The organism is Arsenicicoccus bolidensis DSM 15745, assembly GCF_000426385.1.
Lineage (GTDB): Bacteria > Actinomycetota > Actinomycetes > Actinomycetales > Dermatophilaceae > Arsenicicoccus > Arsenicicoccus bolidensis.
In genome coordinates, this window is record NZ_AUFG01000009.1 from 89,522 (window position 1) to 113,690 (window position 24,169).

Genomic DNA, 24,169 nt, shown 5'->3' on the forward strand with positions numbered 1-24,169 from the left:
CTTAGCTCATTCGGGCGTACCTCCGACAGGTGGGGCCGCGGAATCAGCGCGGTAGACGTCCGGCGTTCACGCGTCGTTCAACTGGGCCAAGCCGCCTGGTCACCCTGCGTCCCTACCTTGGCATCGATGGCGCCCGTGCGCCCGATCAACGTCTCCTGCTGTGGAAGGTACTTCTAACGTGAAGACTCAGCGTCTTGCCGGTCTGTCGACGATCGCCCTGGCTGGTGCTCTCGCGCTGACCGCGTGCGGTTCCGACAACAACACCTCCTCCGGCTCCTCGAGCGGCGCCTCCTCCTCTGGTGCGTCCTCGTCGTCCGCCGCCTCCGGTGGCGACGCCGACTGCGGCAAGGGCACCCTGAACGCCGAGGGTTCCTCCGCGCAGAAGGCCGCCTTCGAGGAGGCCGCCAACAGCTACCAGGAGAAGTGCTCCGGCACGACCGTCAACTACAACGCGACGGGCTCCGGCGCCGGCATCAAGCAGTTCATCGCCAAGCAGGCCGACTTCGCCGGCTCCGACTCCTCGCTCAAGACCAAGGAGAAGGACGGCAAGATCGAGCAGGCCGAGGCCGACAAGGCCTGCGCCTCCCCCGCCTGGAACCTCCCCATGGTCACCGGCCCCATCGCGGTCGGCTACAACCTCAAGGGTGTCGAGGGCCTCGTCCTCAACGCCGACGTGATGGCCGACATCTTCAACGGCAAGATCACCAAGTGGAACGACCCGGCGATCGCCAAGCTCAACTCCGGCGCCTCGCTCCCGGACAAGGACATCAAGGTCTTCTTCCGCTCGGACGAGTCGGGCACCACGGAGAACTTCACGAAGTACCTCCAGGCCGCCGCCCCTGCCAAGTGGACCGCCGAGCCCGGCAAGAAGTGGACCGGCAAGGGTGAGGGCAAGGAGAAGTCCGCCGGTGTCGCAGGCGCCGTCGCCTCCACCGAGGGTGGCATCACCTACGCCGAGTGGTCCTACGCCAAGGACAACAAGCTGGGCATCGCCAAGGTCGACACCGGCGCGGGCCCCGTCGAGCTGACGGGCGAGTCCGCCGGCAAGGCCGTGGCCGCCGCCAAGGTCGCCGGCGAGGGCAACAACCTCGCGCTCAAGCTCGACTACGCCACCAAGGAGGCCGGGGCCTACCCGATCGTCCTCGTGACCTACGAGATCGTCTGCTCCAAGAACGCCGACGCCGAGAAGGGCAAGAACGTCAAGGCCTTCCTCAAGCACATGTCGTCCGCGGACGTGCAGAAGTCCTTCGAGCAAATCGGCTTCGCCCCGCTGCCCACCGAGGTGCAGGGCAAGGTCTCGACCGCCATCGACGCCCTCAAGTGATCTGACGGAGCCGGGTGACCCAGGGTCCTCCCTGGGTCACCCGGCTCTCCGCCTGTCCGGGACGTCGTCCCGGCCGGGCTCCCCCTCGTAGCACCTCGGACAGTTAGGTAGCACTCGTGTCCTCCGTGACCGGCGTCTCCGCCGTCGACTCCTTGCCAGACGATGACGGTCGTCCGCCTCTGCTCGGCGACCAGGCCTCGACCGGCCGCCTCGGTGACCGGCTCTTCGGTGGCGCCGCCACCGGTGCGGGCGTCCTCGTCATCGCCCTGGTCACCCTCGTCGGCGTCTTCCTGCTCTGGCAGGCCATCCCCGCCCTCGCCAACAACGAGGCCAACTTCCTCACCTCGCGCGAGTGGAACGTCTCGGGCGACAACCCCCGCTTCGGCATCGCGGACCTGCTCTGGACGACGGTCCTCAGCTCGATCCTGGCCATGGGCATCGCCGTCCCCCTCGGCGTCTGCGTGGCGCTGTTCATCACGCAGTACGCCCCGGCCTGGCTGCGCAAGCCGGCCGCGCAGCTGATCGACCTGCTGGCTGCCGTGCCCTCGATCGTCTACGGCCTGTGGGGCGTCGCCCAGTTCACGCCCTTCATCGACCCGCTCCAGCAGAAGCTGCAGCAGTGGCTCGGCTGGTTCCCCCTGTTCCGGGAGACCAGCATCACGGCCACGATCTTCGTCATCAGCCTCGTGCTCGCCATCATGATCCTGCCGATCGTCACCTCGCTGTCGCGCGAGGTGTTCGCCCAGACGCCGGCCCCTCACAAGGAGGGCGCCCTCGCCCTGGGCGCCACCAAGTGGGAGATGATCAAGACGGCCGTGCTGCCCTACGGCCGGCCCGGCGTCATCTCCGCGGCGATGTTGGCCCTCGGCCGTGCGCTCGGTGAGACCGTCGCGGTGATGATGATCCTGAGCACGCTCGCGGTGGGCACGCCGTTCAACCCCTCGATCTTCAACGGTGGCGAGACCTTCGCGTCCCGCATCGCCAACAACGCCTCGGAGTTCGACTCCCCGCAGAAGGCCGGCGCCTTCATCGCGGCCGGTCTGGTCCTGTTCATCCTCACGTTCGTCGTGAACGCGATCGCGCGCGTCGTGATCGAGCGTCGGAAGGCCTTCACCGAATGAGCACCGCCGTCACCGCCAACGAGTCGACCCACCTCGACAAGGCCTCCGGGGGCCGCAAGGCCAAGGACCAGCTGGCCCAGATCATCATGTGGCTGGCCTTCCTGGTCGCCCTGGCCCCGCTCGCGTGGATCCTCTACGAGGTCCTGTCCAACGGCCTCGACAACCTGCTCACCAGCACCTGGTGGACCAACTCCCAGCGCGGCATCTCCGTACGCCGCGAGGGCGGCGGCGCCTACCACGCCATCATGGGCACCCTGCTGCAGGGCCTGGTCACCGCGGCGATCTCGGTGCCGATCGGCATCTTCACCGCGATCTACCTCGTGGAATACGGCCGCGGCAAGCTGGCCCGCGCCGTCAGCTTCATGGTCGACATCCTCACCGGGGTGCCGTCCATCGTCGCGGCCCTGTTCGTCTATGCCCTGTGGGTGACGGTGATGGGCTTCAACCGGGTCGGCTTCGCGGTGTCGCTGTCCCTGGTGCTGCTCATGATCCCGACGATCGTGCGCTCCACCGAGGAGATGCTCAAGCTGGTCCCCAACGAGCTGCGGGAGGCGTCATACGCCCTCGGCGTGCCGAAGTGGAAGACGATCGCCTCGGTCGTGCTGCCGACCGCCCTGTCCGGCATCGTGACCGGCGTCCTGCTCGGCCTGGCTCGCGTCATGGGCGAGACGGCCCCGCTGCTGATCCTCGGTCCCTACACCAAGAACATCCACTGGGACCTCTTCGGCGGCAACATGGCCACCCTGCCCACGATGATCAACGAGGAGCGTCAGTTCCTCACCCTCGACGCCGCCCATGACCGTGTCTGGGCCGCGGCGCTCACCCTGATCCTGCTCGTCCTCCTGCTCAACCTGCTGGGCCGCGTCATCGCGCGCTTCGGCGCGGTCAAGAGCTGACCCACCCAGAAAGCGAACTGACATGGCCAAGCGCATCGACGTCGAGAACCTCAACATCTTCTACGGCAAGTTCCAGGCGGTGCAGGGCGTCTCGATGACCATCGAGCCGCGATCGGTGACCGCCTTCATCGGCTCGTCCGGCTGCGGCAAGTCCACCGTGCTGCGCACCCTCAACCGCATGCACGAGGTGATCCCCGGCGGCCGGGTCGAGGGCCAGGTGCTGCTGGACGGCCAGGACCTCTACGCCTCCGGCGTGGACCCCGTCGGCGTCCGCCGCACCGTGGGCATGGTCTTCCAGCGGCCCAACCCGTTCCCCACCATGACCATCCGCGACAACGTCGCCGCCGGGCTGCGCCTCAACGGCGTCAAGAACAAGAAGAAGCTCGACGAGGTCGTGGAGCGCTCCCTGCGCGGCGCGAACCTGTGGAACGAGGTCAAGGACCGTCTGGACAAGCCGGGCGCCGGCCTGTCCGGTGGTCAGCAGCAGCGCCTGTGCATCGCCCGCGCCATCGCCGTGGAGCCCCAGGTCCTCCTGATGGACGAGCCCTGCTCGGCCCTGGACCCCATCTCGACCCTGGCGATCGAGGACCTGATCACCGAGCTGAAGCCGAAGTACACGATCGTGATCGTCACGCACAACATGCAGCAGGCGGCCCGCGTCTCGGACCGGACGGCCTTCTTCAACCTGGAGGCCCAGGGCAAGCCCGGCCGCCTCATCGAGATCGACGACACGACGCGCATCTTCAACAACCCGAAGGAGAGGGCGACGGAGGACTACATCTCCGGCCGCTTCGGGTGAGTGACGGGCCTCCGAGGACACGAGCGAGGAACGAGCGAGGCCCGCAGGAGGCCGCGGAACGAACCCAATGGGCTCGGGTGAGTGACAGCCGCGTGAGGACCCGACGAGCTTGCGAGGAGGCCCGGAGCGCGGCGTGGAACGAACCCAATGGGCGCGGGTGAGTGACAGCGGGAGCGAGGCGCGAAGGGGGCGGATGCGGGTGCATCCGCCCCCTTCGTCACGTTCCGGGGTGGTTGCGCAGCAATCGGTTAGGGCATTGGAGCGGACTCCTGGCCCCCTTGGCTACTGGCGGGTACGTAAGGCATCCTCGGATCATGAGCCTCACCGCCCGTTGGGCCTCCCGTCGTGAAACCACCGCGGCATCTGACCTTGCACCGATCATCGAGACGGAGCCGCGAGATCCCTCGCACGAGCCGACCTGGCACGTGATCGAGAACGGCAGCTTCTGCCACGGCGAGTGCCTCGAGTGCCGATGGCACGGTCCCGGGCGGCGGTCCAGGGGCAGCGCCCGCAAGGATGCCGAGCTGCACGCCCTGACCGGCTGCGGCGACGAGGCGCAGCTGCGAAGCCTGTTCCCGGCGGGCGCCTTCGAGGGCACCGCCTGATCACAGCTCGTATGGCGAAGGCCGCTACCCGCGTGGGTGGCGGCCTTCGCCATACGACCAGACGGGCACGACCCCCGACGAGCCGAACCGCGGCGTGGGTGCCATCCTGGACTCCCACGCGCCGGAGCCAAGGGGCTGACCAATGCTGATCGTCCTCCACACCACCATCGCCATCGTCCTGGTGATCCTGCTGATCATCAGGTTCAAGGTGGACCCGATCATCTCGCTGGTCCTGGCATCCCTCTATCTCGGCCTCGCGTCGGGCATCGGCTTCGGCAAGACGGTCGACGCCATCACGGGCGGTTTCGGCGACATCATGGCCAAGATCGGTCTGCTCATCGGCTTCGGGGTGCTGATGGGCGCCCTGCTGCACGCGATGGGGGCCTTCAAGACCATGGTCGAGGCGCTGGTCCGCGTGGTCCCACCCGGGAAGCTGCCGTATGCCCTGGCCATGGCGCTCGCGACGATCTTCCCCTCGATCTACGTCGACGTGCAGGTGGTCCTCGCCGCCCCCGTGGCCCGCTCGTCGGCGCCGTTCATCGGCAAGAGGGGGCTTCCGTTCCTGGCCGGCGCGCTGGGCACGGGCATCTTCTGCGGCTACGTCTTCGTGATCCCCGGACTCGCGGCGATCTCCATCGCCGGCCTGCTCAAGGTCCCGCTCGGCACCTACCTGCTCTACGGCATCGTCATCGGACCGCTGACGGCGCTGATCACGGTCTGGGTGTTCGGCCGGATGCTCGCGATGGGCTGGTGGAAGGCCGACCGGGACGAGGAGGAGTCCCAGGCACTCACCGAGTCCGAGCAGGCCGACGACCACGTCGCGGCCGACCGTCGCCCCTCCCTGCTGCTGTCGCTGCTGCCGATCATCGTGCCGCTGCTGATGATCGCCTTCGGAGCGTTCGCCGAGCTGCTGGACTTCTCCAACGACGTCATCGCGTTCATCGGCGACGCGAACGTCGCGCTGTTCCTCGGCCTGGTCGGGGCCTACGTGATGGCGCGGCGGTTCATCGGGACGACCCAGACCAACGACGCCTTCGCCGACGGCCTCCACACCACCGGCGAGATCCTCCTGGTCACCGGCATCGGTGGCTCCCTCGGCGCGGTCATCAAGGCCACGGGCCTGGCCAAGGTGCTCGGCGGGCTCTTCTCGGTCAACGAGTCCGCGCCTGTGATCCTCAGCATCCTGCTGGCGTGGGTCATCGCGGCGGTCCTGCACCTGGCGATCGGATCGGTGTCGGTGGCGGCCATCACCGCGGCGGGGATCATCGCGCCCATCCTCGGGTCGATCCAGGTCGAGCCCGTGGTGATCGGCCTGGCCATCGCCTCGGGGTCGTTGTTCGCGCTGCAGGTCAACAGCAACTTCTTCTGGATGTTCAAGTCCCTGCTGGGGCTGTCGACCCAGGGAAGCCTCAAGACCATGACCACCGTGACGACCATCGCGTCGATCGTGTCGCTGCCGCTCGCCATGGCCGCAGCCATCATCGCCTGAGGGGCGGCGTCGGGGCAGACGCTGGTGGAGTGAGTACGCCGGGCCGGGAGCGCCTCTCGGCACGTGGCCGCTCGTAGCGGCTGAATTTGGGACCCGGGGCTACCGCGGCCCGGCGCGCTTCCATTGTAACGAGGGGCCCCCGGAGCGCGCACATCCAGCGATCCGCCAGTCCGTGACCGCGCCCGTGCCCGTGCCCCGGGGGGCGGGTCAGGTCAGGTCGCCGGCTCGCCAGAGCCGGGCGCAGGACTCGAGGTCCTCCCCCGTCGCCAGGATCGACCCGGCCGAGCGGAGCCACTCCGCCGGCGACGTCACGGCCACCGCGTCGCTGCGGTGGGCCCGGCCCGAGGCGACGACCCGGCAGAAGGCGCCGGCCCGCTCCAGCGCCACGTCGAGCTCGCCGTCGTAGACGCCGGTGAGGATCGCGTCGGCGAGGCCGCGGATCTCGTCGGGTCCGGGCGGCTCGGCCGCGCCCGCGACGGCGTGCAGGACCACGGCGTGCGGCATACCGGCCTGGTAGTCCGACGAGGCCCCCTCGGGGTCGCGGCGCACCCACTCGCGCAGGGCGTAGAGCCGCCACAGGGCGCCGGGCAGGGAGCGCGCCGGGAGCTGCGCCCACAGCTCGGCCAGGGTGCTGAGGCCGATGTCCTCGACCAGGGTGACGAGGCGGGCCGTGACCTCGGGGTCCTCCGAGGCACGACCCGTGTGCACCAGCACCTGGGCCGTCTCGTGGGCGATCTCGGACACGACGGCGGGGTCGGGCAGCTGCCCGCCGTAGGCCTCCATCGCCTCCGGCGAGTAGAACGCCGGGCGGCGAGGAGGCGTGCGCCGGTCGGTCATCGGGGGCCGATCACGAGGGCACCCGGTCCGTCGAGGTGGACGACCCCTTCGGTCCCACCGGAACCGGCAGTGTCAGCGGCAGACGCGTGAACGGCGTCATTCCACGAGGCGACGACCCGGCCGCCGTCGAGGGGGACGTCCAGCGGGCCGTCCCCGAGGTGGGCGACGACGCGGTGGGCGCCGCGGTGCAGCACGGCCGTGCGGCCCTGGGCGTCCCAGTCGAGCGACACCTGGTCCATGGCGGCGGAGCGCAGGTCGGGGACGTCGCGGCGCAGGCGCAGCAGCGTGCGGTACCAGTCGAGCATGCGGGCGTGGATGCCCTGGTCGAGCTCGGTCCAGTCGAGGCGGGAGGCCTCGACGGTGCCGGCGGCCTGCGGGTCGGGGACCTCGTCGGCGCCCCAGCCGTGCGAGGCGAACTCGGCGGCGCGGCCGTTGCGGATGGCCTCGACGAGCGTCTCGTCCTGGTGGTCGGTGAAGTACTGCCAGGGGGTGCTCGCAGCCCACTCCTCGCCCATGAACAGCATGGGCGTGAACGGCGAGGTGAGCAGCAGCGCGGCGCCGGCGGCGAGGCGTCCCGGGTCGGTGCCCATGGACAGGCGGTCGCCGAGAGCCCGGTTGCCGACCTGGTCGTGGGTCTGCAGGGACGCGACGAAGCGCCACCCGGGCACGGTCGCGCGGTCGATCGGTCGGCCGTGCGCGCGTCCGCGGAAGGTCGAGTAGCTGCCGTCGTGGTAGAAGGCGCCGGTGAAGACCTTGGGCAGGGCGTCCGGGGACGCGAAGTCGGCGTAGTAGCCGTCGGTCTCGCCGGTCAGGGCGACGTGCAGGGCGTGGTGGATGTCGTCGGTCCACTGCCCGTGGATGCCGGTGCCGGCCGCGACCGCCCCCTCGCCGCGGGGCGTCGTCGTGCGGGCGTCGTTGCGGTCGTCCTCGGCGATAAGGGTGAGCGGGCGCCCGACCTCGGCCGCGAGGTCGTCGGCGGTCCGCGCCATCTCCTCCAGGATCGGCAGCGCGCGCTCGTCGATTAGCGCGTGCACGGCGTCGAGGCGCAGCGCGTCGACGTGGAAGTCGCGCAGCCAGGTCGAGACGTTGTCGAGCAGGTAGCGGCGCACCTCGTCGCTGCCCGGACCGTCGAGGTTGACCGCGGCTCCCCAGGGCGTGTGGTGCGCCTCGGTGAAGTAGGGCCCGAACTCGCGCAGGTAGTTGCCGTCCGGCCCGAAGTGGTTGTAGACGACGTCGAGCGCGACGGCGAGGCCCTTGCCGTGCGCCGCGTCGACGAAGCGCTGGAGGCCGGCCGGACCGCCATACGGCTCGTGCACGGCAAAGAGCGCCACCCCGTCGTAGCCCCAGTTGTGCACGCCCGGGAAGGACGCCACGGGCATCAGCTCGACGGTGGTGACGCCGAGGTCGACCAGGTGGTCGAGGCGCCCGATCGCCGCGTCGAAGGTGCCCTCGGGGGTGAACGTGCCGACGTGCAGCTCGTAGATCACCGAGCCCTCGAGGGGCTGCCCGGCCCAGTCCTGGTCGGTCCAGGCGAAGGTCGTCGGGTCGTAGGGGGTGGTGAGGCCGTGCGGGCCGTCGACGAGGCGGCGGCCCCGCGGGTCCGGGCGCGGGTCGCCACCGTCGAGGCAGTAGCCGTAGGGGGCGTCGGCCGCGACGGCGTCCGTCTCGAGGTGCCACCAGCCGCCCTCGCCCCTGGTCATGGGCAGGCGCTGGTCCTCGACGGCGACCTCGACGAGGTCGGTGGCCGCGGGGGCCCAGAGCGTGTATGACGTCACAACGGTGCCTTTCGGGGGTGAGGCTGGGGTGTCGGGGAGGTGAGGTGAGGTGGGCGTCAGGAGCGGACCAGCAGGGCCACCGGGCGCTCGGTCAGCACGTCGGCCACGAGGACCTCGCCCGTCGCGGGCACGGTGATCTCGCGGCCCGTGAGCCGGTCGGTCCACGTCCCGGTCGGCAGCACGACCCGGGCGTCGCCGAAGCCACCCTCGCGGGCGAGACGGTGCGGTGCGCGGGTCACGATCGTCGCGACGGACGCCGCCCGGATGAAGCCGATCGCGTGCTCGGTGGTCGTGGTCAGCGGGACGTAGAGCCCGGCGACGCCGAACGCGTCGGGCCGCTCGCGGCGCAGCCGCAGCGCGGCCGAGGACACGAGGAGCTTCTCGGCGGCGAGGGTGTCAGCGGGCTCTCCGGCGTCGAGCCGCGCGAGGCTCTGCTGCAGGCCGTCGTAGTCGACCGGCCGGCGGTTGTCGGGGTCGACGAGGGACCGGTTGACGGTCTCGCAGCCCTGGTAGACGTCGGGGACGCCGGGCATGGTCAGCTGCAGGAGCTTGGCGCCGAGGACGAGGGCGCGGATGGACTCGGCGTGGCTGTCCCACAGCGAGACGAGGGCGTCGTGCCGCTCCCCCGCCCGCAGGGCCTTGTCCGCGAACTCCAGGACGCGTGCCTCGTAGTCCTCGTCGCCGTCGACCCAGGCGGTGTGCTGCTTGGCCTCGCGGACCGCCTTGAGCAGGTAGCCGTTGAGCCGCTCGGGGTCGATGAGGCCGACGCCGGCGATGGTCTGCCAGATGAGGTGGGCCGTGGGCTTGTCGATGCCGAGCTCGGTCGCCGCCGACCGGAAGCGCATCGACAGCTCCTTCCACGCGACCGGGTCGCCCGCGATGGCCAGGACGAAGGCGCGGGTGTCCTCGCTGCGCTTGGTGTCGTGGGTCGACAGCGTGGTCATCCCGAGCGGCCAGTAGCGCCGCTGGTGCAGCGCCCACTCGTGCAGCGCCGCGGGCGAGGCGGTCTCGAGCGCGCCGGGGTCGCCGCCGACCTCGTTGAGGGCGATGAGGCGGTGCCAGCGGTAGAAGGTGGTGTCCTCGATCCCCTTGGCCATCACCGGTCCCCACGTCTGCTGCAGACGCACCGCGAAGTCGACCGCGTTGGCGTCGGCCTCCTCGGCGGTCGCCAGCTCGTGCAGCTGCGCGAGCTCGGCCTCCAGGTCGGGGCGGGCGGCGACGGCTCCGTCATACGCCTCCTGCAGCCGGCGACGGGCCAGGGGCGAGAGACGCTGGTCGGGCTGGATGTAGGCGCGGTAGACCTCGCCGGCGACGAGCAGCTCCACCACGGCGAGCTGCAGCCGAGTCGGGTCCGCCTCGGGCAGGGCCTCGCGGGCGCGGCGGACGAGCCGCTCGACCTCGGGGCCGAGCAGCTCCTCGACGACCTGGCGCTTGGCCTTGGTGACGTCGCGCTCGACGTCGAGGCGGCCGCCGCAGGCCTCCCACTGGGCGGTCAGCTCGGGCTCGGACGCCGGGTCGACCAGCGCGGTCTGGACCGCGAGCATCGCGTCGTAGCCGGTCGTGCCGTCGCAGGCCCAGTCGCGCGGCAGGCGCTCGTGGCCCTCCAGGATCTTTTCCACCCAGATGATCGTGTCCTCGCGGGACCGCGTGCGCAGTCGGTCGAGGTAGCCCGCCGGGTCGGCCAGGCCGTCCGGGTGGTCGATGCGGAAGCCGTCGATCAGGCCGCGGTGGTTGAGGTCGAGCAGCAGCGCGTGCGTCTCGTCGAAGACGTCGTCCTCCTCGACGCGGACGGCGATGAGCTCGTCGACGTCGAAGAAGCGGCGGTAGTTGAGGATCGACTCCTTCTGCCGCCAGGACGCGAGCTGGTAGTGCTGGCGCGCGAGCACGGCCTCGACGTCGTTGCTCTCGGTGCCGACGGCGATCGGGAAGACGTGCTCGAAGTAGCGGATGACCGGCTGGCCGTCCTCGAGCTCGTCGATGGTGAGGTCGCCGGCCTGGATGGTGCTGACCAGCGTCTCGCCGAGGATCGGCAGGCCGAGCCGCCCGCCGCCGGACTTCCAGTCGATGTCGAACCAGTGGGCGGTCGGCGCGTCACGACCGTCCTTGAGCACCTGCCACAGGGGCCGGTTGAGGTTCTCCGGGGCGACCAGCGCCATGTGGTTGGGGACGACGTCGACCACGATGCCCAGGCCGTGCTCGTGCGCCACCGCCGCGAGCCGCTCGAAGCCCTCGAGCCCGCCCAGGTCCTGGCTCAGCTCGGAGTGGTCCTGCACGTCGTAGCCGTGCTGGCTGCCCGTGACCGCGCGCAGGATCGGCGACAGGTAGAGGTGGGAGATGCCGAGGTCCGCGAGGTAGGGGACGCGCGCCGCGGCGTCGTCGAACGTGAACTCGTGGTGCATCTGCAGGCGGTAGGTCGCCGTCACGGTCATGGAGGGGTGCACTCCCTAGGAGCTGGGTGGTGTGGTGATGGGGATCCGCGCCGGTGCGGCCCCTCATTGTCCCAAAGCCCAGGCCGTATGGCGAAGTTGCGCCCGCCCCCGTCCGGGGTCACCGTCGCCGGCGCCCCCACCCGCAGCCGGGTCAGGTCTTGTCGAGGTTGGTGGTGATCAGGACCAGCTCGCCGGTCTCGTCGGTCGCGTCGAGGTCGACCTCGGCCTGGATCCGCCAGTCGTGGTCGCCCTCGGGGTCGTCGAGGATCTGGTCGACGAGCCAGCGCCCCGGCTCCTTGGTCACCATCAGCAGGGCCGGACCACGGGCGTCGGGCCCCGTGCCGATCGCGTCGTACTCGGCATACAGGTCCTCGATCGCCTCCTGCCACAGCTCGGCGTCCATGGGCTCGACGTCGACGGGGTCGAGGTCGGCGTCGGCGCGGGCCTGCTTGGCCACGGCGTAGGCGGCCGCGTCGAGCTCGCCGAGGTCGTTCCAGCGGCGCAGCGCCAGGAGCTCGACCTTGCGGAACATGGCGGTGCGCACCATGACTCGCAGCGCGCGCTCGTTGGCGGACAGGGGCCGAGCGCCACCGGGCAAGGGCGTCGAGAGGGCGTCGAGGGCAGCCTGCGACAGCGGCTCGTCCTCGCCGCTCGTGAGCTGCTCCCACTCCTCCAGCAGCGAGGAGTCGGTCTGGCGCACGACCTCGCCGAGCCACTCGATCAGGTCCTCGAGCTCGACCGTGCGATAGCTCGCGGGGACGGTCTGGCGCAGCGCCTTGTAGGCGTCGGAGAGGTAGCGCAGCACCATGCCCTCGCCGCGGGCGAGGTTGTAGAAGGCGACGAACTCGCCGAAGGTCATGGCGCGTTCGTAGAGATCGCGGACGACGGTCTTGGGCGACAGGTCGTCCTCGCTGATCCACGGGTGCGAGCGGCGATAGGTCTCCAGGGCGGCCAGGAGCAGCTCCTCGAGCGGCTTGGGCCAGGTGACCTCCTCCAGCAGCTCCATGCGCTCGTCGTACTCGATGCCGTCCATCTTCATCTCGGCGACGGCCTCGCCACGCGCCTTGAACTGCTGGGCCATGAGCACGCCGCGCGGGTCGTCCAGGGTGGCCTCGATGATCGACAGCAGGTCGAGGGCATAGGTCGGGCTCTCGGGATCCAGCAGCTCGAACGCCGCCAGCGCGAAGGTCGACAGCGGCTGGTTGAGGGCGAATCCGCGCTGCAGGTCGTCGGTCAGCACCACCTGGCGACCGGTCTCGTCGGGCTCGTCGAGCTGGGCCACGACCCCCGCGTCGCGCAGCGACCGATAGATCTCGATCGCCCTGCGCTGCAGGCGAGCCCGGCGGCGGTCGTCCTCGTGGTTGTCCCGCAGCAGGTCCCGTATGACGGGGAAGGGGTTGCCCTCACGCTGGATCACGTTGAGCAGCATGGAGTGCGTGACCTGCATGCGGGACTGGAGCGCCTCCGGCTCGGCGGCGGTGATGCGCTCGAACTGGTCCTCGGTCCAGCTGACCTGACCCTCAGGAGCCTTCTTGCGCTGGACCTTTCGCTGCTTCTTGGGGTCGTCGCCGGCCTTGAGCAGGGCGCGGTGGTTGTCGATCACGTGGTCCGGCGCCTGGACGACGACGGTGCCCGCCGTGTCGTAGCCCGCTCGCCCGGCCCGCCCCGCGATCTGGTGGAACTCGCGCGCCTTGAGCGGCCGCTGACGCGTGCCGTCGAACTTGGTCAGGCCGGTCATGAGCACCGTCCGGATCGGGACGTTGATGCCGACGCCCAGGGTGTCGGTGCCGCAGATGACCTTGAGGAGTCCTTGCTGCGCCAGGGTCTCGACGAGGCGGCGGTACTTGGGGAGCATGCCGGCGTGGTGCACGCCGATGCCATGGCGGACGAGGCGCTGCAGCGTCGCCCCGAAGCCCTTGGCGAAGCGAAAACCCTTGAGCTCCGCAGCGATCGCCTGCTTCTCCTCCTTGGTGCACATGTTGACCGACATGAGCGCCTGGGCCCGCTCGAGGGCCGCCGCCTGGGTGAAGTGCACGACGTAGACCGGCGCCTCCTTGGCCAGCAGCAGGTCCTCGATCGTCTCGTGCACCGGGGTCAGGACCCACTTGTAGGACAACGGGATCGGCCGCGTGGCGCTCGAGACGACGGCGGTGTCGCGGCCCGTGCGGCGGGCCAGGTCCTCCTCGAAGAAGGACGTGTCGCCGAGCGTCGCGCTCATCAGCAGGAACTGCGCCTGGGGCAGGGTCAGCAGCGGCACCTGCCACGCCCAGCCGCGCTCTGGCTCGCTGTAGAAGTGGAACTCGTCCATCACGACCTGACCGATGTCGGCCCGATCCCCTTGGCGCAGAGCGATGTTGGCGAGCACCTCGGCCGTGCAGCAGATGATCGGGGCGTGCGAGTTGACCGCCGCGTCACCGGTCATCATGCCGACGTTCTCGGCGCCGAAGGCGTCGCACAGGGCGAAGAACTTCTCGCTCACCAGGGCCTTGATCGGCGCTGTGTAGTAGGTGCGCACGCCCTGGGCCAGGGCCATGAGGTGAGCGCCCAGCGCCACCATGGACTTCCCCGACCCCGTCGGCGTCGCCAGGATGACGTTGGCCCCCGTCGCCAGCTCCAGCAGTGCCTCGTCCTGCGCGGGGTACAGCTCGATCCCCCGCTCCAGCGTCCAGTCGACGAAGGTCGAGTAGACCGCGTCCGCGTCGTAGGCGTCGGCGGTGCGGTCGGCAGGGGGCGGGAGCAGGTCGGTGAGCGTCATCGTGGACCCATCGTCCCAGATCGGACGGGCGCGACCCCCACGCGCGAGCGCCCCGGCATACGGCCGGCGCAGCACGACCACCGGGCGTGGCGGGGAGCCGAGCAGGCTGCGCGGCCACTGACCATCCGCCCTAGGCTGAGGTCGCACCGACCTCGACCTGGGAGCCCACGATGAAGTACGTCCCCAACAAGATCGTCCTCGTCGGCACGGGCGCCGTCGGCATGGCCTATGCCTATGCCCTGGTCAACCAGGGGATCTGCGAGGAGCTCGTGCTCATCGACCTCAACGAGGCCAAGTCGCGCGCGGACGTCCTCGACCTCAACCACGGCGAGGCCTGGGCCCCGAGCCCGGTGCAGGTGAGCTTCGGCAGCTACGCCGACTGCCAGGACGCGGCGATGGTCGTGATCTGCGCCGGCGCCGCCCAGAAGCCCGGCGAGACGCGGCTCGACATCGCGGACATCAACCTGCGGATCTTTCGCGAGATCGTGCAGCGCGTGACCGCGTCGGGCTTCGACGGGATCTATCTCGTCGCGACCAACCCGGTGGACGTGCTGACCTATGCCACCTGGCGGTTCAGCGGACTGCCGCCCGAGCAGGTCATCGGCTCGGGCACGACGCTGGACACCGCGCGGCTGCGCTACCACCTCGGCGAGTACTTCGAGGTGAGCACGTCCAACGTGCACGCCCTGATCATCGGCGAGCACGGCGACTCCGAGCTCCCCGCCTGGAGCGCGGCCTCGGTCGCCGGCCGCTCGATCAGCAAGCGGATCGCCGCCGACCCGGGGCTGCGCGACGAGCTCGACGCGATCTTCCAGCGCACCCGGGACGCGGCCTACCAGATCATCGACGCCAAGGGCTCGACCAGCTATGGCATCGGGATGTCCCTGGCCCGCATCACCCGCGCCATCCTCAAGAACGAGAAGTCCACCCTGCCCGTCAGCACGCTCCTGCGCGGCGAGTACGGCCACGAGGACGTCTGCGTCGGCGTCCCCACGATCCTGAGCCGCGGCGGCGCCAAGCACGTCGTCGAGCTGGACCTGGACGAGGAGGAGCAGGCGGCGTTCGACGCGAGCGTGGCGACGCTGCAAGGCTTCCGCGAGCGCGTCGACGCGCTCGCGACCTCTCTCGGGTAGCGCCCGCCTGCAGGGTTGGCCGCCAGGGCGATGCCGGGCCGAGCGGTATGCCGGGAGCGCCCGCCGCCTGGCGGTGGTCGGCGTGAGGGCGCGCGGTCCGGCATACGAGCACGTCCGCCACGATCCCGTCTCGGCGACTGCCCCGGTCTGCGTGGCCGCACTCCGTCTCCGGCGGCGCTCCCCGTCTCGAGCTGCAGCCGGAGACCGGAGCCGCTGGTCGAGACGGGAGACGCACCCCCAGACGGACGGCGCAGACCTACCGGGGGCCGGATCATCAGCCTGGCGAACGAAGCCCGGCCGATGCCCCTACCCCCGGCGGGATCATCAGCCTGGCGAACGAGGCCCGGCTGATGCCCCTACCCCCGGTGGGTCAGACGAGGAACCGGTAAAAGGGGCTGTCGGGGTCGACGCGCTCCACCCGGATCGGGCTCTCCTCCAAGCGTTGCAGCAGCCCGCCGAGGTCCGACGGCCGCCCGAGCTCGATGCCCACCAGCGCAGGACCGATCTCGCGGTTGGAGCGCTTGACGTACTCGAACAGCGCGATGTCGTCGTCGGGCCCGAGCACCTCGTCGAGGAAACGCCGCAGGGCGCCCGGCTCCTGCGGGAAGTTCACCAGGAAGTAGTGCTTGCGGCCCTCGTACACCAGGGAGCGCTCCACGATCTCGCTGTAGCGCGAGACGTCGTTGTTGCCGCCCGACACGATCACCACCACCGACGAGCCCGGCTCCACGTGGACGATCTCCTCGCGGTCACCCCCACCGAGCGCCGCCGCCGCGAGCGCCCCGGCGGGCTCGGCGATGATCCCGTCGACCTGGTAGAGGTCGAGCATCTCGGTGCAGATCTTGCCCTCGGGCACCTGCACGAGCTCGGCGCGGCCGGCCTCGACGGCGTCGCGCGCGATCGGATAGGTGACGTCCCCCGCCCGGCGCACGGCCGCGCCGTCCACGAAGGAGTCGATGGCGGGCAGGGCGATCGGCTCGCCGGCCGAGAGGGCCGCGGCGAGGCACGCGGCACCGGAGGGCTCGACGCCGACGACGCGCGTCGACGGCGCGTGCTCGGCGACCCAGGTCAGGCAGCCCGCGAGCATGCCGCCGCCACCCACCGGCACGACCAGCACGTCGGGGGCGTGCCCCAGCTGCGCGACGATCTCGGGCACGACGGTGCCCTGGCCGACGAGGGTCCGCGGGTCGTCGAACGCCGGCACCAGGGTCGCCCCCCTGACCGTGGCCTCGACCGCCGCCGCACCCGCCGCCTCGTCGTAGGTGTCGCCCGTGACGACCAGCTCGACCGCGTCGCCGCCGAGGGCGAGCATCCGGTCGCGCTTCTGCCGGGGCGTGGTGCTGGGGACGAAGATCCTGGCCCGGATGCCGAGCCGGCGGCACGCGAAGGCGACGCCCTGACCGTGGTTGCCGGCGCTCGCGCAGATGACCCCGGCGGCCCGCTGCGCGGCGTCGAGCTGCGACACGAGGTTGTAGGCCCCGCGCAGCTTGTAGGACCGCACGGGCTGCAGGTCCTCGCGCTTGAGCCAGACTTCCGCGCCGGTGCGGTCGCTCAGCCGCTCGTTGCGCTGCAGCTCCGTGGTCCGGACGACGCCCGCGAGCCGTGCGGCCGCTGCCTCGACGGCGGCGGCGGAGACGACGGGCAGCGCGGTGGTCATGGGCTCACCATGGCGCGCGCCTCTCGTCAGGCGGACCACCATCCCGTATGCCGGAACCTCCGCCTCCCCCACGCTGTCACGCTTGGATAACGCCTCGCGCGTGCAGGTAGGCCACCTGGGGGAATGAGCGAGAAAGCCCCTGGCTTTAGGCAACCTCTACGACCGACGCTACGTCTGCAAGGTGTGTGAGCGGACGAGGGGGAGGCTCACACGCACCGCGAGGCGGTGCTGACGGACTTGGGGGTCGTCAGCACCGCCTCGGCGTGCGTCCGGGTCAGCCCTCAGGCGCCGGGCTTGAGGACCACCTTGATGCAGCCGTCCTGCTTCTTCTGGAAGGTCTCGTAGGCGCCGGGCGCCTCGTCCAGCGACAGTCGGTGGGTCGCGAGCGTCTCGGTGCCGAACACGTCCCCGTCCTGACGGACGAGCTCGAGCAGCTCGTCGGTCCACCGGCGGACGTTGCACTGGCCCATCCGGATCGTGAGGTTCTTGTCAAACATCGTCAACATCGGCATGGGGTCGGCCGCCCCGCCATACACCCCGACGACCGAGACCGTGCCGCCCCGCCGCACCGCCTCGAAGCTGCCGTGCAGCGCCGCGAGCTGGTCGAAGCCCACCGTCTCGATCATCGGCTTGGCCAGCGCCTTGGGCAGCCGCGGCACGACGTCGAAGGCGGTCTTGCCGGCCGGGGAGCCGTGCGCCTCCATGCCGACGGCCTCGATGACCGAGTCGGCGCCCCGGCCGCCGGTCATCTCGCGGATGGCCTCGGCGGGGTCGTCCACCTCGCGCATGTCGACGGTCTCGACGCCGAAGCCGCGCGCCATCGCCAGCCGCTCGTCCACCCGGTCGACGCCGATCACGCGGCCGGCGCCGAGCTGCAGGGCGCTGCGGGTGGCGAGCTGGCCGACCGGGCCGAGGCCGTAGACCGCGACGGTCGAGCCCGGCTCGATGTCGGCGTACTTCGCGGCCTGCCACGCCGTGGGAAGGATGTCGGACAGGTAGAGGTAGCGCTCGTCGCTGCCCTCCTCGGGCACGACGACCGGGCCGTACTGGGCCTGCGGGACCCGGACGTACTCCGCCTGGCCGCCGGGGACGGCGCCATACATGCTCGTGAAGCCGAACAGCGCCGCTCCCTTGTCCTGGTCCTTGACCTGGGTGGTCTCGCACTGGGACTGCTTGCCGATCGAGCACATGAAGCAGTGGCCGCAGGAGATGTTGAACGGCACGACGACCCGGTCGCCCACCCTGAGCGAGCCAGCCTGGGAGCCGACCTCCTCGACGATCCCCATGAACTCGTGCCCGAGCACGTCACCGCGCTGGAGGAAGGGCGCCAGCACGCGGTAGAGGTGCAGGTCCGAGCCGCAGATGGCGGTGGACGTGACGCGGACAATGGCGTCGGTGGGCTGCTCGATCCGGGGGTCGGGCACCTCCTCGACCGCGACCTTCTCGACGCCCTGCCAGGTCAATGCCTTCACGATGGTGGTCCTTCCGCTTACGGGCCGAGCGACGGTGTGCCGGGGCCCTCCCCGGTGACGTACCCGCGGCGGATCGGCTGCAAACCCGTGGGACCGTTGTCACCGGCGACCCGCCGCAGACAGCCCTGCGGGGATAGCCCCGCCCCCCGACGGGTACGAGAGCACGGAGCCGGGCGCCAAGACGCGTGCACACCCCGGCCAGGCATGTCACACCACGTCGCCCCGTCCCCCGGAGGCGACCGTCAAGGAGGACCGATGTCGCACGACACTTCTTACACGCCGCCCCTGGAGGAGCCCACGGACCCCCGCGGCCCGCTGCCCCCCACGCCCGACACGCGCGCCCCCGAGATGCGGACGGCCACCGGCGCCGAGGCCAGCAAGGACCCCAACGCCCGCGCCCAGCAGGGCGACTACCTGACCACCGCCGTGGGTCGGCGGGTCCCCGACACGGACCACTCGCTGCGCGCCGGCGACCGGGGCCCGACGCTCCTGCAGGACCACCACCTGCGGGAGAAGATCACGCACTTCGACCACGAGCGCATCCCGGAGCGTGTGGTCCACGCCCGCGGCACCGGCGCGCACGGCACCTTCACGGCCTACGGCTCCGCCGAGAGCATCACCCGCGCGGCCTTCCTCAAGAAGGGCGTCGAGACGCCGGTCTTCCTGCGCTTCTCCACGGTCCTCGGCTCGCGGGGCTCTGCGGACACCCCGCGCGACACCCGCGGCTTCGCCGTGAAGTTCTACACCTCCGAGGGCAACTTCGACCTCGTCGGCAACAACATCCCCGTCTTCTTCATCCAGGACGGCATCAAGTTCCCCGACATCGTCCACGCGGCCAAGCCCGAGCCGGACCGTGAGATCCCGCAGGCCGCGAGCGCCCACGACACCTTCTGGGACTTCGTGTCGCTGCACACCGAGGCCCAGCACCACACGCTGTGGAACATGTCCGACCGGGGGCTGCCGCTGTCCCTGCGCACGATGGAGGGCTTCGGCGTCCACACCTTCCGCGTCATCGACGAGGCGGGCGCGACCAAGCTGGTCAAGTGGCACTGGAAGCCCAAGGCCGGCGTCCACTCCACCCTCTGGGAGGAGGCGCAGCTCATCATGGGCGGCGACCCCGACTTCCAGCGCCGTGACCTGTACGACGCCATCGAGGGCGGTCACCTCCCGCAGTGGGAGCTGGGCGTCCAGGTCTTCGACGACACCGAGGACCAGATGTTCTCCGGCATCGACCTGCTCGACCCCACCAAGCTGGTCCCCGAGGAGCTCGCCCCCGTGCAGCCGGTCGGCCTGCTGACCCTGGACGCCAACCCGACGAACTTCTTCGCCGAGGTCGAGCAGGTCATGTTCAACCCCGGCCACCTGGTGCCGGGCATCGACGTCGTCAACGACGCCCTCCTGCAGGCCCGCCTGTTCTCCTACGTGGACACGCAGATCACGCGCCTCGGCGGCCCGAACTTCCAGCAGCTGCCGATCAACCGCCCGCACGTCGATGTCAACGACAACCAGCGGGACGGATTCCACCAGCACGCCGTCCACGCGGGCGTCGCGCCCTACCGCCCCAACTCCCTCGGCGCGGGCAATCCCTTCCCCGCGCCCGCCGAGCAGGGCGGCTTCGTGGACCACCCCGCCGTCGTCGCGGCCTCGCAGACGGTCCGGGCGGTCCCGGCGTCGTTCGCGGACCACTACTCCCAGGCCCGGATGTTCTACCGCTCGATGACGCCGGTCGAGAAGGACCACATCGTCTCGGCCTACACCTTCGAGCTCGGCAAGTGCACGGTGCCGGTCGTCCGGGAGCGCCAGCTGCAGTGCCTGGCCAACATCGACGCCGACCTGTGCGCCGCGGTCGCCAAGGGCCTCGGCCTGCCGGCGCCCGAGGCCACGGAGAAGGTCGCCGACGTGGAGCCCAGCCCCGCCCTGTCCCAGGTCGGCAAGCCGTTCCCCGTCGACGGGCGCAAGGTCGGGATCGTGTGCGACGAGCAGAGCGACGACGCCACGGTCACGGCCCTGGTCAAGGCCGTGGAGAAGGCCTCGATGGTGCCCTTCGTCGTCGGCCCGCACGGCGGCCAGGTCGGGTCGGTCGAGGTCGACAAGACCTTTGCCACCGCCCGGTCGGTGGAGTTCGACGCCATCGTCCTGGCCGGGCAGATCGCCCCGGCGCCGGACGCCGTGCCGTCGTACGACGCCCGCAACGGCGACCAGGCCGCCCTGGGCACCCAGACCGACCCGCGCATCGCGCTGATGCTCGGCGAGGCCTTCCGCCACTGCAAGGCGATCGGCGCGGTCTCCGCGGAGGCGATCACCTCGGCGGGTCTGCCCGCCGACGCCAAGGGGGTCGTGGTGGCCGACGGCGCCGCGATCATCGACCAGGTGGCCGAGCTCCTGACGCTGCACCGCGTCTGGGACCGCTACCCGACCGTGTCGAAGTGACCGACGCTGTCGACGTGACCGCCGGTCGCGGCTGACGCGACAGGCACCGTCCGTGGGGCGGCTGGGCTCAGGCCCAGCCGCCCCACGCGGCTTCCAGGGGCGGTGGGTCGGTGACCGGCCGTATGCCGACCGCGGCCGACGACATCGCAGGGATGCCGTCATCGCCGCCGGCGCCGGTCTGCGAGCGGGGACGCGCGCGGTGGCGGGCGAGGTCCCGGGTACGGCGGACGACGACGAGCTCGGTGCGGACCGGCCCCCGGTCGACGAGCTCGGTGAGGGTGCCGTCCAGCTCCACGGGGACGAGCACGTCGACCTGCTCGCGGCAGCGCTGGAGCACCTCGCGGGACGGCTCGCCGCGGTGGACGCGCGGATCGGTGATCAGGGTCTGGTCGCCGCCTGATGGAGTGTTCGAGTCCCCATCCAGGTCGGCGTCCACGAGCCACACGCCGGCGTCCGTGCCGTCCAGGAGCGACGCCACGCACGTGGCCACGGCCGCAGGGCCCGCGTCACCCACCTGCAGGCGCACCACGACGCGGGGACAGTGCCAGACCAGGCGTGGGTCGCGGGCCAGCGGGTCGGTGAGGACCCGGGCGAGGCGCAGGGTCTCGAGGTCCTTGGTGCGGCGGCGGTCCTCGTCGTCGCGCCCCGCGAAGTCCGGTCCGTCGTGCCACGCCACGGCGTCGGGGACGTGCCGCAGGTCCGCGCCGGCCAGCCAGCAGCGGTGCGCGAGGTCCCAGTCCTCGCCGCCGTAGCCCACGAACGACGGGTCGAACCCCCCTGCGGCGTCGTAGAGCTCGCGCGGCAGGGCCATCACGGCGCTGATGACGAAGCGGTAGGACCGGTCGTCCGCGTCGCGCAGGTCGTCGCTGGCGGCGTAGGCCTCGCGGAGCCACGCCGGCTCCGGCAGCGCCGGCAGCCCGGGCTGCACGGATGCGCCGCGGCCGACAGCGCCGGCGCCGAGCCGGTCGACCACGTCGGCAGGCGACAGCCCCGACAGGTCGGTGTGCCGACGCCGTCCCACCGCCAGCGTCCCGCACGGCCCCTCCCCTGACCGCACCGCGCCGACCAGCCGGGCGAGGTAGTCCGGGGTCGGGAGCGTGTCGCCGTCGAGGAAGGCGAGGATTCGCCCGGTCGAGCCGGTGGCCCCGAGGTGCCGGGCCGCCGAGGCCCGGAACCCCGCGTCGGGCTGACGCACGAGGCGCACGGCATACGGCTGGTCGGTCAGCACCGGCGGCTGGGGCGACCCGTCGTCGGCCACGACCACCTCGAACGACCCGGTGGGGAGCGTCTGGCGGGCGAGGGCGGCGAGCAGCAGGTCGAGCCCGCGCTGGTCGTCGTAGTAGGGCACGACCACGCTGATCTCGGGACGCGTCGCCCAGTCGGCGAACGTGTCGGAGTACGACCGAGCAGCCTCGTCGCGATCGGGCCCGAGCACGACCTCGGGTCCCAACCAGGTGAGCGTGGGGTCCTCCAGCGCCTGTCCGACGGCGACGTGGAGGTCGTCGTAGACGAGCAGGGCGCCGGGACAGCGCGCCTCCAGCTCCTCGACGTAGCGCGACCGCGGCACGAGGGGGCGACGGCCTGCCGTGAGCCAGGTGTTGATCGACCCCGAGGCCGACAGGTGGCGGTGCGGCGCGACGGGGACCGCGACCGCCCGCAGCGCCTCGACCAGATCCTCGTCGGGCACGAATCCCGTGATGCGGCAGTCGCGCCCGAGCTCCGCGGCCCGCGTCTGCAGAGCGTCCACCAGGTCCTCGTGGCCCGGGGACGGCCGCCCCAGGCAGACCAGGCCCACGTCGGCGGGCTGGGCGGCGAGCGCCTCGAGCGCCTCCTCGTGGCCCTTGCCGGGATAGAGGAAGCCGAGGACGCCGACCTCGCGACGGCCGGGGGCGATCGGGCCCGCGTCCGAGGGCCCGGGTGTCGGGGCGGGTGTCGGGGCGGCTGGCGGGAGAGGTTCGGCCGGCGGGTCGATGGGGAGCGGTATGACGACCCGCGGCCGCGCCGTCACGAGCCCCGGCCGACCGGCGAGGCGCAGGGCGTCGTCCAGCAGCGCCGACTCGTGGTGGCTGCTCACGACGACGCCCCGGGAGGCGGCGACGATATCGGCATACGCCCCGGCCCGGCGCTCGTGGGCCCCCGGTCCGTCCGAGGGTTGCGGCACGTCGTGCAGGGTGACGGTCAACGGCCACCGCTCGGCGACGGGCACGAGCCGAGCAGCCGCCTCGGGCGCGGACCGGCCCAGCAGGCGGTCGGTGACGTGCACGTGGACCGGGGTGCCCGGGCCGTGGCCGGCCTCGACGAGGGCGGCGGCGAGGTCTGCCGTCACCCCGTCGAGGACGCGCACGACCGGCTGGTCGCGCAGGGAGACCGTGCCGTGCAGCTCGAGGGCGCAGCGCGTCACGCCGTGCTCGGGCGGCCCGACGACGAGGTGGATCAGAGACACGCGAGACGCGCGAGACACCGGAGACACAGGGACGGGCCGAGTCACCTCAGGCCCAGCAGCCGCGCGGTGCCGGCGTGGCGCTCGAGGGTGAGGCGGACGATGTCGGGGTGGTCGGCCAGCCAGGCCAGCTGGACCTCGCGGACCTCGTCGTCGGGCACGTGCTCGCCGCGCCTGGTCCAGCCGGTGCGGGGCTCGGCGTCCAGGTCGAGGGCGTCGACCACGCGGGGGTCCAGCGGCGCGAAGAGCTCGGACAGCAGGGTCCGGCCGGGGTCCTGCGCGTCCACGGGGAGGCCCAGCTGCTCCTGCACCCGCCGGGCGAGGGCCACGAGCAGGGTGTTGCCGGGGTGGTTGACGACGTGGCAGGCGTCGGCGCCGGCCTCGAGCAGCACGTCCGACACCCGCACGGTGCCGGCGGCGTCCTCGCGGCGGCGCAGCTCCGCGACGGACGCGCGAGAGATCTCGCGGATGCCGTCGGCGTCCAGCCGGTCCGGTGGCCGCGTGCCGTCGGCGGCCTCGAGGACGGTCCTCAGGTCGTGGTACGGAACGCCGGGCGGGTCACCGCTCTCGGGCGTGCGGACGAGCACCTGCCAGGGATAGAGCCCGGCGTAGAAGCTGACGGGGATCCGCACGACCTGCGCCCCGGGTGCCAGCGCCTGCGCGACCTGGGCGGTGCCGAGCGGCATACCGCGGTAGTCGTCCTTGATCGGCTGCCCCACGAGCACGTCGGTGCGCTCCAGCAGCAGACCCAGGTGCACCACGTCGTCCTCGGTCATCTCGAAGACGGGCGGGACGCGCACGGACCGGACGCCGCGGGACGGTGATCCGTTGAGCAGGACGCGCACGGCCTCGGCCTGGCAGTTGCCCAGGACGACCACCAGCGGGCCGTCCCCCTCGGGCAGGGCGTCGACCCCGTAGAACGCGCCGTAGTGCCGCACCCGGCCGTCGCTGTCGTCCACGCGCGGACGAATGGAAGCGCTGGTCATGGGGTAACCGTACGCAGGTAA

16 protein-coding genes are annotated in these 24,169 nt (G+C 71.4%); 8 read left to right on the top strand and 8 right to left on the bottom strand.

The features are described 5' to 3' along the window. The first annotated feature begins 178 nt into the window (after window positions 1-178). From pstS to K313_RS0107240, 6 genes are all read left to right on the top strand, one after another. Window positions 179-1,324, top strand: a complete 1,146-nt coding sequence (gene pstS, locus K313_RS0107215) for a phosphate ABC transporter substrate-binding protein PstS (RefSeq protein ID WP_019286946.1) — start codon at window positions 179-181, stop codon at window positions 1,322-1,324. A gap of 116 nt (window positions 1,325-1,440) precedes the next feature. After that, entirely contained in the window at window positions 1,441-2,445 is a 1,005-nt protein-coding gene (pstC, locus tag K313_RS0107220) for a phosphate ABC transporter permease subunit PstC (RefSeq protein WP_019286945.1), read from the top strand. Continuing rightward, window positions 2,442-3,341, top strand: a complete 900-nt coding sequence (gene pstA / locus K313_RS0107225; RefSeq protein ID WP_029211050.1) for a phosphate ABC transporter permease PstA — start codon at window positions 2,442-2,444, stop codon at window positions 3,339-3,341. The genes pstC and pstA overlap by 4 nt, the downstream gene beginning before the upstream one ends. A 22-nt stretch (window positions 3,342-3,363) precedes the next feature. After that, window positions 3,364-4,140: a phosphate ABC transporter ATP-binding protein PstB gene (gene pstB / locus K313_RS0107230; protein ID WP_029211051.1), complete on the top strand. Its 777-nt coding sequence runs from the start codon at window positions 3,364-3,366 to the stop codon at window positions 4,138-4,140. 314 nt (window positions 4,141-4,454) lie between these two features. After that, the gene (locus K313_RS20395) at window positions 4,455-4,745 is read left to right on the top strand and encodes a hypothetical protein (protein WP_019286942.1); all 291 of its coding nucleotides are present in this window, start codon (window positions 4,455-4,457) and stop codon (window positions 4,743-4,745) included. Window positions 4,746-4,887: 142 nt separating this feature from the next. Then, on the top strand, window positions 4,888-6,234 hold the full coding sequence (locus K313_RS0107240; protein ID WP_019286941.1) for a GntP family permease: 1,347 nt from the start codon (window positions 4,888-4,890) through the stop codon (window positions 6,232-6,234). Between the two features lie 207 nt (window positions 6,235-6,441). Here K313_RS0107240 and K313_RS0107245 read toward each other — a convergent pair whose 3' ends face one another. The 4 genes from K313_RS0107245 to K313_RS0107260 all read right to left on the bottom strand — a co-directional run bounded on the left by K313_RS0107245 (window position 6,442) and on the right by K313_RS0107260 (window position 14,030). Further along, window positions 6,442-7,071: a hypothetical protein gene (locus K313_RS0107245; RefSeq protein WP_029211054.1), complete on the bottom strand. Its 630-nt coding sequence runs from the start codon at window positions 7,069-7,071 to the stop codon at window positions 6,442-6,444. Beyond that, complete coding sequence (treZ, locus tag K313_RS0107250) at window positions 7,068-8,846, bottom strand: malto-oligosyltrehalose trehalohydrolase (RefSeq protein WP_029211055.1); 1,779 nt, start codon at window positions 8,844-8,846, stop codon at window positions 7,068-7,070. The genes K313_RS0107245 and treZ overlap by 4 nt, the downstream gene beginning before the upstream one ends. Before the next feature lie 56 nt (window positions 8,847-8,902). After that, on the bottom strand, window positions 8,903-11,275 hold the full coding sequence (treY, locus tag K313_RS0107255; RefSeq protein ID WP_029211056.1) for a malto-oligosyltrehalose synthase: 2,373 nt from the start codon (window positions 11,273-11,275) through the stop codon (window positions 8,903-8,905). A 151-nt stretch (window positions 11,276-11,426) separates the two neighbouring features. Beyond that, a complete protein-coding gene (locus K313_RS0107260; protein WP_029211057.1) occupies window positions 11,427-14,030 on the bottom strand; it encodes a DEAD/DEAH box helicase in 2,604 nt (867 codons plus the stop codon). 170 nt (window positions 14,031-14,200) lie between these two features. Between K313_RS0107260 and K313_RS0107265 the strand changes: the two genes are divergently transcribed. Beyond that, a complete protein-coding gene (locus K313_RS0107265; protein WP_029211058.1) occupies window positions 14,201-15,163 on the top strand; it encodes an L-lactate dehydrogenase in 963 nt (320 codons plus the stop codon). Window positions 15,164-15,533: 370 nt separating this feature from the next. Here the strand turns inward: K313_RS0107265 and ilvA are convergent, their stop codons facing one another. After that, window positions 15,534-16,820, bottom strand: a complete 1,287-nt coding sequence (gene ilvA, locus K313_RS0107270; RefSeq protein ID WP_029211059.1) for a threonine ammonia-lyase IlvA — start codon at window positions 16,818-16,820, stop codon at window positions 15,534-15,536. A 281-nt stretch (window positions 16,821-17,101) separates the two neighbouring features. Continuing rightward, window positions 17,102-18,292, bottom strand: coding sequence for a zinc-dependent alcohol dehydrogenase (locus tag K313_RS0107275; RefSeq protein ID WP_029211060.1), 1,191 nt, complete (start codon window positions 18,290-18,292; stop codon window positions 17,102-17,104). A 255-nt stretch (window positions 18,293-18,547) separates the two neighbouring features. Between K313_RS0107275 and K313_RS0107280 the strand changes: the two genes are divergently transcribed. Next, window positions 18,548-20,722 (top strand): catalase, encoded by a 2,175-nt coding sequence (locus K313_RS0107280; RefSeq protein ID WP_019286931.1) that lies wholly within the window; start codon window positions 18,548-18,550, stop codon window positions 20,720-20,722. A 67-nt stretch (window positions 20,723-20,789) separates the two neighbouring features. Here K313_RS0107280 and K313_RS22235 read toward each other — a convergent pair whose 3' ends face one another. Together K313_RS22235 and K313_RS0107295 are read right to left on the bottom strand one after the other, a co-directional pair. After that, window positions 20,790-23,165, bottom strand: coding sequence for a glycosyltransferase (locus tag K313_RS22235; RefSeq protein ID WP_051274041.1), 2,376 nt, complete (start codon window positions 23,163-23,165; stop codon window positions 20,790-20,792). A gap of 41 nt (window positions 23,166-23,206) precedes the next feature. Continuing rightward, the gene (locus K313_RS0107295) at window positions 23,207-24,148 is read right to left on the bottom strand and encodes a WcbI family polysaccharide biosynthesis putative acetyltransferase (RefSeq protein ID WP_034252203.1); all 942 of its coding nucleotides are present in this window, start codon (window positions 24,146-24,148) and stop codon (window positions 23,207-23,209) included. Between the last annotated feature and the right edge of the window lie 21 nt (window positions 24,149-24,169).